The organism is Megasphaera jansseni (assembly GCF_047974155.1).
Taxonomy (GTDB): domain Bacteria; phylum Bacillota; class Negativicutes; order Veillonellales; family Megasphaeraceae; genus Megasphaera.
This window is the reverse complement of record NZ_JBHYRR010000015.1, coordinates 31,658-43,857: the sequence shown is the minus strand read 5'-3', so window position 1 is coordinate 43,857 and position 12,200 is coordinate 31,658. Positions and strand designations below refer to the sequence as shown.

The following is a 12,200-nucleotide window of genomic DNA, read 5'->3' as shown; positions in this document are numbered from 1 at the left end:
TGACTGATGATTATTATTATAGCGGTAAAAAAGTCGTTCGTGAAGGTGTAAACAAAGGATTTCTCTGATTTTCGTCGAACTCTTTAGGTAATGGATGCTTATAATTTTTAGAAAAGGGGAGAATGATATGGATTTTGATGCTTCTGCTTATCCTTATGGGTCCCATCGCGAAGTCGTCTATGGCCGCCGGGGCATGGTCTGTACGTCTCAGGCCCTGGCAGCCCAGGCCGGGCTGGATATGCTGAAAAAAGGCGGCAATGCCATCGATGCTGCCCTGGCCACGGCTATTTGCCTGACGGTCCTGGAGCCGACCAGCAATGGTCTGGGCAGCGATGCTTTCGCACTGATATGGACCCAGGGCAGGCTCTATGGAATCAATGGAAGCGGCTGGTCGCCGGCGGGACTGACGCGGGACGAATTAGTAAAACGGGGCTATGACCAGGTTCCGCTCCGGGGCTGGGAACCGGTCATGGTCCCAGGGGCGCCGGCGGCATGGGCCGAAGTTCATCGCCGTTTTGGCCGCTTAGCCTTTGAAGAACTGTTTGAACCGGCTATTGCCTATGCCCGTGACGGTTATGCCGTCATGCCGAACCTGGCGGCTATGCTGGCTGACAGTTTGGATTCCTTTGCAGCTTATAAAGGGGAAAAGATCTTTCAGCACTTATTCGACACCTTTTTCCCGCATGGCCAGGCGCCCAAAGCCGGGGATATCCTCAAATTGCCGGAATTGGCCAAGTCCCTGGAACTCCTGCGGGACAGCCATTGCCGGGCCTTATATGATGGAGCGCTGGCCGATGCCATGGATGCCTGGTCGAAGGCGACGGGCGGCCTGATCCGCAAGACTGATTTAGCCGCATACCAGCCGCAGTGGGCCGACCCAATCCATACGACCTATCGTGGCTACGATGTCTGGGAAATGCCGCCCAACGGCCACGGCCTGGTCGTCCTCATGGCTCTGGATATTGCCAGCGGGTTTACTTTCAGTAAACGGGATGATGTGGAAGCACTCCACCGCCAGATTGAAGCCATGAAACTGGCCTTCTGCGATGGCAAGAAATACATTGCCGACCCGCGTTTTATGAAGACCTCTGTCGATGATTGGCTCTCTCCGGCCTATGCCAGCCAGCGGCGGGCCCTCATCGGCCACGAAGCCCTGCTGCCGCAGCCCATTGATGTAAACTGCGGCGGTACCGTTTACTTGTGCAGCGCCGATGACGAAGGCAATATGGTCTCTTTCATCCAGAGCAACTACAACGGTTTCGGTTCAGGCATCGTCGTTCCGGGATACGGCATTTCCCTCAGTGACCGGGGGCATAACTTTTCTATGGACCCGTCCAGCGATAACTGCGTCGGGCCGCGGAAGAAGTCGTACCATACGATTATTCCCGGCTTCCTGACGAAAGACGGCCGTCCTGTCGGGCCCTTCGGCGTCATGGGCGCTTTCATGCAGCCCCAGGGTCAATTCCAGGTCCTCCTGAACACCATAGACTATCATCTCAACCCCCAGGCAGCCCTGGATGCGCCGCGCTGGCAGTGGGTCGGCGGCAAGAAGATTGAAATGGAACGGGCCTTTCCGCCAGACGTCGTCGAAGCCCTGCGCCGCCGCGGTCATGACGTCGTTGTCAAAGACGATATCCAGACGTATGGCCGGGGACAGATCATCTGGCGTGATGAACAGGGAACGCTCATCGGCGGGACGGAACCCCGGGCCGACGGCTGCGTCGCTGCCTGGTAAACGATGTTTACTTTTCTTCTCCTGGAAAATATGGTAGGATGGAGAAAACAAAAGGAGGACTGTCCCCATGAAACCGAAACTTTCTATTTTAGATCCGAATCCGACGCCGCTCCAGTATCTGTCGGGCCTGTCGCAGGAATTATTCCGTGAAATCTATATCAAACGCGATGACTTGACGCCTTTCGGCGGCGGTGGCAATAAACTGCGTAAATTAGAGTATTTGATGATTGAAGCCCTCAACTCCCAGGCAACGACTATTGTAACCGTCGGAGCTCCGCAGACCAACCACGGCCGCCTGACGGCTGCTGTTGCGGCGAAATTTGGCTTGAAGTGCATCATCGTCGCCGTCGGCGATACCGATGGTGAGCTCAGCGGTAACCTGCTTCTCGATGGCATTTTCGGTGCCCGCGTCGTCCTCAAGCATGACGACGGCCGCGACCACGACGTCCAGCTCGAAGAAACGGTCAAAAAAGTCATGGCCGCCGAACTAAAGAAAGGGGAACAAGTTTACTTCATCCCCATGGGCGGCAGCGATACGACGGGTATGCTGGGGTATATGGACTGTGCCCGTGAACTCGACGCTCAGGCTAGGGAACAGCAGATCGACGGGGCGACGGTCTATGTCGCCGTCGGCAGCATGGGCACGTATCTCGGCTTATATTGCGGCCTGAAAGCCATTCAGTCGAATTTGAAGCTGGTCGGCATTGCCGTCATGCCCTTCGACATGGAAAAATTAAAGGCCTACTTCCAGCAGGCCAAGGAAGAATATGGTTTTGATTTCGACGGCGACTTCCATGTCGAAACAGGCTATATCGGAAAAGGCTATAACGAACCGGAACCGCGGGTCCGCGAAGCCATCTACACCATGGCCCGCCACGAAGGCATCCTCCTCGACCCGTGCTATACGGGTAAGATGTTTGCCGGCGTTTTGTCGATGATCAAAGAAAAGAAAATCAAACTGGGCCGCCAGGTCATCCTCCTGCACACCGGCGGAATGCCCGGCTTATACACCAAGGCCCACCGCATCAAATTTGAAAACGAACTGAAAGACCAGATTGAAATTGTGAAGTAAAGGGCTAGTGGTTAGCAGTCAGCAGTTAGTGGCTAGTGGCTCGTAGGGGTCGCCCCAAACGGACAGCAGCGATGGGCGTGCTGTTAGGAATTTGGATGACTCTCCTAGTACCCTGACAGGAAAATAAATTTAAACCCATCCGCTAACCACTAACTGCTTAAAAGGAGCTGTCGCGATGCGACAGCTCCTTTTACTATGTTTTTAAAAGAAAACTCGGGTCAATATGACGTATGACAAAGCCCCCATGACAGCCGTGCAGGGAATGGTCATGACCCAGGCTGTGACCATCTGGCGGGCGACGCTCCAGTGGACGGCTTTGACACGCTGTGCCGAGCCGACACCCATGATGGAGCCGGACACGACGTGCGTCGTCGAGACGGGCAGGTGAAGCAAGGTGGCCGAGAAGATGACGACAGCTGAGTTCAGGTCGGCTGCAAAGCCGTGGACCGGGTGCATCTTGAATATCTTGCCGCCGACGGTGCGGATGATTTTCCAGCCGCCGACGCTGGTCCCCAGGGCCATGGACATGGCGCAGAGGAATTTGACCAGATCCGGCACCTCCAGGCTGGTGATGAAGCCGCCCGATACCAGGGCCAGAGTGATGATCCCCATGGATTTCTGAGCATCATTGGAGCCGTGAGAAAAAGCCATGAGGGCCGCTGACACGACTTGCAGCCTGTTGGCCGCCAGGTTTACCTTGGCCGGCTTGAAGGAATGGCAGAGGGCAAAGATGATCTTCATGATGATAAAGCCCGTAATGATAGCCGAAACCGGCGAAATGATGAGGGACAGGACAATCTTCAGGATACCCCAGCCGTTGAGGGCGGCTACGCCGGCAGATACGATGATGGCACCAATCATGCCGCCGATGAGGGCGTGAGACGAACTGGACGGCATGCCGACCCACCAGGTCAGGAGGTTCCAGATGATGGCGCCGACCAGACCGGCGATGATGATCATTTCATTGACGAGTGTTGGCGAGACGACGATGTCGCCGCCAATCGTCTTGGCGACACCTGTTGAAATCATGGCGCCGAGGAAGTTGAGGATAGCCGTACCGACGATGGCGACGCCGGGACGGATGGCACGTGTCGATACGCAGGTAGCGATGGCATTGGCCGTATCGTGGAACCCGTTGATGAAGTCGAAGACCAGGGCCAGGACGACGACCATGATGATGAGCGACGTATCAAGCATACTTCATGGTCACCTCTTTGATGGTATTTCCCAGGGTTTCGACGTGGTCCGCTGCTTCTTCCAGGGTCCCCAAGATATCTTTCCAGCGGATGACATTGAGCAGGTCTGCTTCATCCCCGCTGAACAGCCGGGAAATTTCCTGGCGATAGATATGGTCTACTTCCGATTCGAGGCGGTTCAGTCGTTCAGCATGACGCATCAGCTTGGCTTCGTTGTGATCGATATCCTTCAAGAAGGAAAAAATCTTCTTCAGTTCTTCACCCATGGTGACAATCTGTTCTGTCATGGCGACAGCTGCTTTCGGTGCTTCCGTGACGTGATACATGCTGGTACGCATGAGGGCGCCCTGCAGGGAATCGATGCAGTCTTCGAGCTGGCACGTCAGTTTGTAGAAATCTTCCCGGTCGATTGGCGTGATGAAGACCCGGGATAACTTGAAGATGACTTCCTGGTTGGTCTTGTCGGACGTATGTTCCAGCTTGACGATTTCCTTGAGGTGCATGGAAATGGTCGAGACGTCTTCCATGACTTCATGGGCGATAATGGCGCCGCGATGGAAATTTTCGGCGTTTTTCATGAGATAATCGAAGAATTCTTCGTGCTTGTTGCTGATACTGAACATGTTATTTCCTCCTCTATGTACTTATAATCAGTATATGAGAGACATATCAGTGTTTTGAAAAGAATATGTAAAGATTGAGTAAAATTTAGCTACATATTTTATTTTTTTTGAGGCAATGGTATAATAAAAACGGTATGGTTATTTTTTATAGGTATGTATATTGTTAAAGAAAAATCGCTTGCCGTGGTGCAGGCTTTTTTTGAACATGAGGTGACTTTTACGAAATGAACGAAAACCTGACTAAACGGATCCATCCCGTTGACGAAATGCTGCCGGCTGGCCGGCTCTTTGCCTACGGACTGCAACACGTCCTGGCTATGTATGCCGGTGCCGTAGCCGTCCCCATCATTATTGCCCAGGCCCTGCACTTGTCGCCGGCTGAACTGGTCCATCTGATCAATGCCGACTTATTTTCCTGCGGCATCGCCACGCTGATACAGACCTTGGGCTTCTGGAAAATCGGTGCCCGCATCCCGATGATCCAGGGCGTTACTTTTGCTTCGGTCACGCCGATGATCCTTATCGGGGCAGAACACGGGATTACAGCTATTTACGGGTCGATCCTCATTGCCGGGCTGTTCACTTTCTTCATTGCTCCCTTCTTCAGCCGGTTCATCCGCTTTTTCCCGCCTGTTGTCACGGGGACGATCATCACCATCATCGGTATCACCCTGCTGCCGGTAGCCGTCAACTGGATGGGCGGTGGCAATCCGAAGTCACCGGACTTTGCGTCACCGATGAATCTGTTCCTGGCCTTCATCACCTTGGTCATCATCATCGCCATATACCGCTGTGGCAAGGGTTTCTTGAGCAACGTTTCGGTCTTGCTGGGACTCATCGGCGGGACGATCATCGCCATGGCCCTGGGACAGGCGAACTTTGCCGAAGTCGGCAACGCTGCCTGGATAGGCCTGGTTACGCCTTTTTCCTTCGGTTTCCCGACCTTTGACATCGGGTCCATCCTGTCGATGATCGTCGTCATGATCGTCACGATGGTAGAAACGACAGGCGACTGCATCGCTATCGGGTCCATCGTAGGCCGGCCGATCGGCCGCAGCCGCCTGGCGCGCTGCCTCCGGGCCGATGGCTTATCGACCTTTATCGGCGGTATCCTCAACAGCTTCCCCTATACGGCCTTTGCCCAGAATGTAGGCCTCATCGCCGTCACCCGCGTCAAGAGCCGTTTCGTCGTCGCTGCTTCCGGCATCATCCTCATCGCCCTGGGCCTGTTCCCGAAGATGGCGGCTGTCGTCGCTTCTATCCCGAATTCCGTCTTAGGCGGTGCCGGTGTCGCTATGTTTGGCATGGTTATTGCCAGCGGTATCCGGGCCTTGAGCAAAGTCAAATTCGACGGGACCTACAATCTGATGATCGTTGCCGTCAGTATCGGCGTCAGCATGATCACCCTGACGGCGCCGAACTTTTTCCACAGCTTCCCGTCGTGGGCGAATATCGTCCTGCACAGCGGCATTACCCTGGGCAGCATTACGGCTGTCGTCCTCAACTTGATTTTGAATGGCAGCGGACGAGAAGATGATGTAAACGAAGATTAAATTAATGTAAATCAAAATAGAAGCGCATCAGCGCGATGAAAGTGAGGGATTTTTTTGCTGAAACGAATGATGGCCTTGACTTGTGTCTTGGCCCTGACTGCCGGGGCTGCCTGGGCAGATACGCCGGAACTGAAAACGGCACCGGCTCCTTTTTCTGTCAAAGTAGAAATCAAGCCGACGGCAGCGCCGCAGGAAGAAACAAAACCGGCTCAGCCAGCCGCAACGGCGAAGAAAGACACGAAAGGCCAGACGGCCGCCAAGAAAGGCCAGCAGGCTCAAGCGGCAGAATCGGAAAAGAAAATAGGAATCAACCTGGCCAGCCGTATCTTGACGCTCTATGAGGGCGATACGAAGGTCAAGATGTACCATGTTGGTGTCGGCAAGACGTCGACACCGACGCCGACAGGGTATTACTCCGTTCAGTATAAGGAAGTAAACCCGACCTGGGTCGACCCGGATGATACGAGCGTCCAGATCAGCTCGGGGCCGGATAATCCGATTGGCTACCGCTGGATCGGTTTTTATGGTAACTATGGGATCCATGGGACCAATCATCCCGAATCCATCGGCGGTTACGTATCCAATGGCTGTGTGCGCATGAACGAAGCCGATGTGGAAGACCTCTATCAGTATGTATCCGTCGGGACCCCGGTTACGGTCTACTACGACCGCCTGGTCATCGACGTCGACCCGGACCATACGGTTTCCTATTATATTTATCCGGACGGCTATGGCTGGCAGTCATTGAGCATCGCTCAGGTCAAGAAGGCCCTGGCTGGTTATGGCGTAGAAGATTTTGCTGATTTTAAGGAAATTTCCGATAAGATTAACGCATCTGATGGCAACGTCACCTACATCGCCAAGGCCTATGACTTAGTCGTAAACGGAAATAAACTGAGCAAACGAGCTCTTGGCAAAAATGGCCAGATTTACCTGCCGTCTGTCGCCGTAGCGACGGCGCTGAAACTGGATTTACAGTGGAATCCCCAGCAGGGCATCCTGACCAGTCCTTATGGCATTGCCCCGGGATACGTCAAGAGCGACGTCGTTTACATGAATGCCATCGATGCCTACTCCTTGTTTCATCTCAAAGGCGAATTGACGCCGGACTACGTTTATAATATGTACTCCGTCAAAGGCAATAATACCCCGACCGTCGTCATCTCGCCGGGAAGCGGGAATGATTGACGTTTTATATGTAAGATGCCCATGCACCGATTGGCGTGAACGGGCGCCCCACGTGGGCGCCCCTACGACGAACGATGAACGACCTACGATGAACTCAAAAAGGAGCTGTCGCGATGCGACAGCTCCTTTTTTATTGACAAATACTGACATATGTCATATACTAAAGACAAGATAAATGACATATGTCAAAAAAGACGGGCCGCGAGGACCCGTCAGATTATTGCATTTTGGAGGAGGAATTGTTATGATGAGAGTAGCAGTTACGTATGAAAATGGGAATGTATTCCAGCATTTCGGCCATTCGGCACAGTTCAAGATCTATGATGTCCAAGACGGTAATATCGTCAAGGCCGATGTCATCAGCACCCATGGCCAGGGCCACGGTGCCTTGGTCGGCTTCCTGCAGGCTCAGAAAGTCAATGCTGTCATTGCCGGCGGTATCGGCGGCGGAGCGAAACAGGCTCTGTCTGAAGCCTCTATCGACCTCTATGGCGGCGTCACGGGCGGTGCTGATGAAGCCGTCAAGGATTTGCTCAATGGTACGCTGAAATTCAATCCGGACGTAGCCTGCAGCCACCACGACCAGCAGCATGGCCATGGTGAACACCACTGTGGCACTCACGGCTGTGGGGGCCATCAGTAATCTGTCTGTTCCCCAGAAAGGAGACGATTCCCTTGAAGAATATCACCGCTTTTTATATGAACGGCTGCCCCTATTGCAAGGGCGCCAAAGAAGCCTTGGCTGAACTGATTGAAGAAAATCCGGCTTATCGCCAGGTAGCTGTCGACTGGTACGAAGAATCGGAACACCCTGAAGTCGTACAGGGCCATTCTTACTACTACGTACCGTCTATGTTCATCGGCACGGAAAAACTCTATGAAGCCCAGCCGGGCCAGTCTTACGATGACATCAAGGCCCATGTCAAGGCTGCTTTGGATGCCGCTTTGAAGGCTTAATCGTCTCCCAAGACGGCGTGGACGGCATCCCGGCAGCGGCGGACAGCTTCATCCATGGTCTGCTCATCGATGGTGAGGGGCGGATTGAAGTAAATGACGTCGCCAATGGGGCGCAGGACCAGTCCCAGGTCCATGGCTTTGCGGAAGATGTGCCAGCCGATCCGCTTTTCCGGGTCGAAGGCACGTTTACTCCGTTTATCTTCCACTAACTCAATCGCATTAATCAGGCCGATGTGGCGGATTTCGCCGACATGGCTGTGGCTGCCGAGAGCAGCGTCTAACTTTTCATGAAGGTAGACGCTCTTTCTGGCGGCCTTTTTTAATATATCGTCGCGCTCCATGATGTGCAGTACGGCCAGGGCAGCCCGGCAGGCCAGGGGATTGCCGGCATAGGTGTGGCTGTGGACGAAGGCCTTATGGGTCTTGAAATCATCGTAAAAGGCCTGGTAGATGGCATCGGTCGTAATCGTCAGGGACATGGGCAGGTAGCCGCCGGTCAGGCCTTTCGACGTGCAGAGGATATCGGGACTGACGCCGGCGTGTTCGATGGCGAACATCTTGCCCGTCCGGCCAAAGCCGGCTGCGACTTCGTCGTCGATGAGCAGGACGCCGTACTCGTCGCAGAGCTGGCGCAGGCGGCGCAGATATTCTGGAGGATAGATGCGCATGCCGGCAGCACCCTGCAGGATGGGTTCGACGATGAGGGCGGCCGTTTCTTTGCCATAAGCGGCAAAGGCCTTTTCGGCACCGACGAAACATTCGCAGTCGCACGTATCCCGCGTCCGTCCATAGGGACAGCGGTAGCAGTCGAGGCCGTCGAAATGGATGTTGTTCATCATCATGGGCTTGTAGATACGGGCATAGAGGTCCATGCTGCCGACGGAAAGGGCGCCGATGGTTTCACCGTGATACGATTCGGACAGGCACATGAAACGCTGCCGTTCGGGATGGCCCGACTGGTACTGGTATTGAAAAGCCATCTTCAGGGCACATTCGACAGACGACGAGCCATTGTCCGTAAAATTGAAATGCGTCAGCCCTTTCGGCAGCAGCGGCAGCAGGGCCTGACAGAGTTCGATGGCCGGGCGATGGGAGAAATTGGCAAAGATGACGTGTTCCAGCTTGTCGAGCTGGTCTTTGATGGCGGCGTTGATTTCGTCGTTGCAGTGACCGAGGAGATTGCACCACCAGGAACTGATGATGTCGATATATTCTTTGCCTTCCGTGTCATAGAGATAGCAGCCCTTGCCGTGGTCGATGACGACGGGCGGGAAGACTTCGGCATCTTTCATCTGTTGGGCTGGATGCCAGATATATTTCAAGTCCGCTTCAAGTAAATTCATGTAAATCACCTTTCCTTATTGATACAATGAAATGAGCGAGGATGCATCAGCATGGAGCAGCGTGTCATCGTCGGTGACGACGGCCAGGATGGGCTTGCCGCTCAGTTTTTCAATCATGCGGATATTGTCTTTTTCCATGGGGCTGCCCGTATAATGGTTGACGATGAAGCCTTGGACGGGCAGTCCTTTTTCTTTCATATAAAAGGCCGTGAGGACGGCGCCGTTGATGGTCCCCAGGCCGGCGGGACAGACGATGAGCGACGGCAGGTGGAGCCAGGTGATGACATCTTCTAATTGGAAGAAGGCCTGGTCGTCATCGCGGAGAGGGCAGATGATGCCGCCGCTGCCTTCGACGGTGACATAGGGGTAGGCTGCCGTGACGCGCTGCCAGTCGCGGAGGATGACGCTTTTTTCGATGGGCTTTTCTTCCCAGCGGGCTGCCAGGTGAGGCGAGACGGCGTGGTTATAAAGGTAAGACAAGAGCAGGTCCGGCGATTCGCCAATACGGGCTATATCATTCACATAGCCGGCATCACTGGCAGCGACGGTCGGGGCACCGCTGATGGCGGCCTTATAGTAACCGATGTCATAGCCGTGCTGGCGCAATGTCTTGATGAGCAGGGCTGTGACATAGGTCTTGCCGATGTCTGTCCCCGTTCCGGTAATGAATAAACCTTTACTCATAGTAAACGAACTCCTTTCTAAAGGGACATGGCCCGATGTATCCGGCGGGCCAGGATGGCGGCGACGATGCAGAGGAAGATGTCACCGGGAATGGGCAGGACGAAACAGTAGACGAATAGCGTCCATAAACTGATCGGCGTACCCAGATATACATTGTTGATCAAGGCTAAATAGGCCATGCCGCAGGCGTAGACAATGAAGAGACCGGCGAAATCAGCAGCCAGCAGACGGCGCAGCGACGGCAGGGCGCGTTGATGGGCGATGTATCCGGTCAGCCAGGCGCCGCCGATGAAGCCGATGAGGTAGCCGAAGGTCGGCTGGAAAATATACGATGGTCCGCCACCGGATGTGAAGACCGGCAGGCCGACCAATCCTAAGAGGACATAGACGGCGACCGAAGCAGCACCGCGGCGGCTGCCCAGGACCAGTCCGGCCAGGGTGGTGAACAATAATTGCAGCGTAAAAGGACAGAACGGGACGGGGATGCGGATAAAAGCCCCGATGGCGATGAGTGCCGTGAACAGGGCGAACAGGACGAGATCCCGCGTATCCCAGCGGTGGGATGAGAGAACAGATGAAACCATGAAATCACTCCTTTTAAAATGTAAACCATAAACGATTAGATAAAAGTTTACGATAATCTGGATTATAGCCAATAATCGGCTCATTGTCAATTTTTAATAAAATTAAATTAGTTGACAATGAACTGGCGAGGATTTCTCCCATTGACAAAAGTGAAGGAAGTGATTAATCTATAATTACAAAATAGATATAAATTATTTTGTTTATAAAAGAAATGGAGGAATTGCGATGTCAAATGTTAATATTGACTGGTCGGCATTAGGCTTTGAATATCAGCCGATTGCCAAACGCTATGTTGCCAATTATAAAGATGGCAAATGGGGAAAAGGGGAATTGACGGATAACCCGAATGTCGTCCTCAATGAATGTGCTGGCATCCTGCAATACTGCCAGCAAGTTTTTGAAGGCTTGAAAGCTTATAAAACCAAAGATGGCCGTACCGTCACCTTCCGTCCGGACCAGAATGCAAAACGCCTGATGGACTCGGCTAAACGGTTGGAAATGCCGCCGGTTCCGGAAGATATGTTCATGGAAGCTGTCGACGAAGTCGTCCGTGCCAACAAGGATTATATTCCTCCCTTTGAAAGTGGCGGTGCTCTCTACCTGCGCCCGTATCTCTTTGGGACCAACCCGGTCATCGGCGTCAAACCGGCTGACGAATATCAGTTCCGCCTCTTTGGTACACCCGTCGGTTCTTACTTCAAGAACGGCGTCAAACCGATTACGATCTGCATTTCTGACTTCGACCGTGCAGCACCGCGCGGCACAGGCCATATCAAAGCTGGCTTGAACTATGCCATGAGCATGTATCCCTACATTTTAGCTCATCAGAACGGCTTTGATGAAAACATGTTCCTCGACCCGGCTACGCGTACGTATGTAGAAGAAACGGGCGGCGCTAACTTCCTCTTCGTCAAGAAAGATGGCACCCTGGTTACGCCGAAATCGGACTCCATCCTGCCGTCCATCACCCGCCGTTCGCTCATCACGATTGCAACGGATATGCTGGGCATGAAAGTCGAACACCGTCCGGTTAAATTCTCGGAAGTCAGCGAATTTGCTGAAGCCGGCCTCTGCGGTACGGCTGCCGTTATCTGCCCGGTAGGCAAAGTCGTCGACCACGGCAAAGAAATCTGCATCCCCAGCGGTATGGATGAAATGGGTCCTGTCCTGACGAAACTGTACAAGACCCTGAGAGGCATCCAGATGGGCGAAATCGAAGGCCCCGAAGGCTGGATCCACGAAGTTAAATAATTTATATTTCGTA

General features: G+C 53.6%; 12 protein-coding genes. 7 read left to right on the top strand and 5 right to left on the bottom strand.

Annotation, left to right across the window (positions count from 1 at the left end):
* The first annotated feature begins 127 nt into the window (after positions 1-127).
* Both ACE418_RS07180 and ACE418_RS07175 read left to right on the top strand, forming a co-directional pair.
* Positions 128-1,735: a gamma-glutamyltransferase family protein gene (locus ACE418_RS07180; RefSeq protein WP_416449975.1), complete on the top strand. Its 1,608-nt coding sequence runs from the start codon at positions 128-130 to the stop codon at positions 1,733-1,735.
* A 67-nt stretch (positions 1,736-1,802) separates the two neighbouring features.
* Complete coding sequence (locus tag ACE418_RS07175) at positions 1,803-2,807, top strand: 1-aminocyclopropane-1-carboxylate deaminase/D-cysteine desulfhydrase (RefSeq protein WP_416449974.1); 1,005 nt, start codon at positions 1,803-1,805, stop codon at positions 2,805-2,807.
* Between the two features lie 201 nt (positions 2,808-3,008).
* Here ACE418_RS07175 and ACE418_RS07170 read toward each other — a convergent pair whose 3' ends face one another.
* Positions 3,009-4,004, bottom strand: a complete 996-nt coding sequence (locus tag ACE418_RS07170; protein WP_416449973.1) for an inorganic phosphate transporter — start codon at positions 4,002-4,004, stop codon at positions 3,009-3,011.
* Complete coding sequence (locus ACE418_RS07165; RefSeq protein ID WP_416449972.1) at positions 3,997-4,626, bottom strand: DUF47 domain-containing protein; 630 nt, start codon at positions 4,624-4,626, stop codon at positions 3,997-3,999. Before ACE418_RS07165 ends, ACE418_RS07170 begins: the two co-directional genes overlap by 8 nt.
* Before the next feature lie 224 nt (positions 4,627-4,850).
* Here ACE418_RS07165 and ACE418_RS07160 point away from each other — a divergent pair, with 224 nt between their 5' ends.
* The 4 genes from ACE418_RS07160 (at position 4,851) to ACE418_RS07145 (ending at position 8,324) form a co-directional block, all read left to right on the top strand.
* Entirely contained in the window at positions 4,851-6,179 is a 1,329-nt protein-coding gene (locus ACE418_RS07160; protein WP_416449971.1) for a nucleobase:cation symporter-2 family protein, read from the top strand.
* A 54-nt stretch (positions 6,180-6,233) separates the two neighbouring features.
* Entirely contained in the window at positions 6,234-7,367 is a 1,134-nt protein-coding gene (locus ACE418_RS07155) for a L,D-transpeptidase family protein (protein ID WP_416449970.1), read from the top strand.
* A gap of 244 nt (positions 7,368-7,611) precedes the next feature.
* Positions 7,612-8,010, top strand: a complete 399-nt coding sequence (locus ACE418_RS07150; RefSeq protein ID WP_416449969.1) for a NifB/NifX family molybdenum-iron cluster-binding protein — start codon at positions 7,612-7,614, stop codon at positions 8,008-8,010.
* Positions 8,011-8,042: 32 nt separating this feature from the next.
* Positions 8,043-8,324: a glutaredoxin family protein gene (locus tag ACE418_RS07145; RefSeq protein ID WP_020311601.1), complete on the top strand. Its 282-nt coding sequence runs from the start codon at positions 8,043-8,045 to the stop codon at positions 8,322-8,324.
* On the opposite strand, the gene bioA is transcribed toward ACE418_RS07145, so the two are convergent.
* The 3 genes from bioA to ACE418_RS07130 are packed head-to-tail and all read right to left on the bottom strand — an operon-like array spanning position 8,321 to position 10,935.
* Positions 8,321-9,667, bottom strand: coding sequence for an adenosylmethionine--8-amino-7-oxononanoate transaminase (gene bioA / locus ACE418_RS07140; protein ID WP_416449968.1), 1,347 nt, complete (start codon positions 9,665-9,667; stop codon positions 8,321-8,323). The two genes, ACE418_RS07145 and bioA, sit on opposite strands and share 4 nt — an antisense overlap.
* A 15-nt stretch (positions 9,668-9,682) precedes the next feature.
* Complete coding sequence (bioD, locus tag ACE418_RS07135) at positions 9,683-10,351, bottom strand: dethiobiotin synthase (protein ID WP_416449967.1); 669 nt, start codon at positions 10,349-10,351, stop codon at positions 9,683-9,685.
* A 17-nt stretch (positions 10,352-10,368) separates the two neighbouring features.
* Positions 10,369-10,935 (bottom strand): biotin transporter BioY, encoded by a 567-nt coding sequence (locus tag ACE418_RS07130; RefSeq protein ID WP_416449966.1) that lies wholly within the window; start codon positions 10,933-10,935, stop codon positions 10,369-10,371.
* 226 nt (positions 10,936-11,161) lie between these two features.
* Here ACE418_RS07130 and ACE418_RS07125 point away from each other — a divergent pair, with 226 nt between their 5' ends.
* Positions 11,162-12,187, top strand: a complete 1,026-nt coding sequence (locus ACE418_RS07125) for a branched-chain amino acid aminotransferase (RefSeq protein ID WP_416449965.1) — start codon at positions 11,162-11,164, stop codon at positions 12,185-12,187.
* The last annotated feature ends 13 nt before the right edge of the window (positions 12,188-12,200 follow it).

Excerpts from the sequence above, each read along its gene's own strand:
- ACE418_RS07180 (WP_416449975.1), top strand. The coding sequence starts at position 128 with ATGGATTTTGATGCTTCTGCTTATCCTTATGGGTCCCATCGCGAAGTC.
- ACE418_RS07175 (WP_416449974.1), top strand. The coding sequence starts at position 1,803 with ATGAAACCGAAACTTTCTATTTTAGATCCGAATCCGACGCCGCTCCAG.
- ACE418_RS07170 (WP_416449973.1), bottom strand. The coding sequence starts at position 4,004 with ATGCTTGATACGTCGCTCATCATCATGGTCGTCGTCCTGGCCCTGGTC.
- ACE418_RS07165 (WP_416449972.1), bottom strand. The coding sequence starts at position 4,626 with ATGTTCAGTATCAGCAACAAGCACGAAGAATTCTTCGATTATCTCATG.
- ACE418_RS07160 (WP_416449971.1), top strand. The coding sequence starts at position 4,851 with ATGAACGAAAACCTGACTAAACGGATCCATCCCGTTGACGAAATGCTG.
- ACE418_RS07150 (WP_416449969.1), top strand. The coding sequence starts at position 7,612 with ATGATGAGAGTAGCAGTTACGTATGAAAATGGGAATGTATTCCAGCAT.
- bioA (WP_416449968.1), bottom strand. The coding sequence starts at position 9,667 with ATGAATTTACTTGAAGCGGACTTGAAATATATCTGGCATCCAGCCCAA.
- bioD (WP_416449967.1), bottom strand. The coding sequence starts at position 10,351 with ATGAGTAAAGGTTTATTCATTACCGGAACGGGGACAGACATCGGCAAG.
- ACE418_RS07130 (WP_416449966.1), bottom strand. The coding sequence starts at position 10,935 with ATGGTTTCATCTGTTCTCTCATCCCACCGCTGGGATACGCGGGATCTC.
- ACE418_RS07125 (WP_416449965.1), top strand. The coding sequence starts at position 11,162 with ATGTCAAATGTTAATATTGACTGGTCGGCATTAGGCTTTGAATATCAG.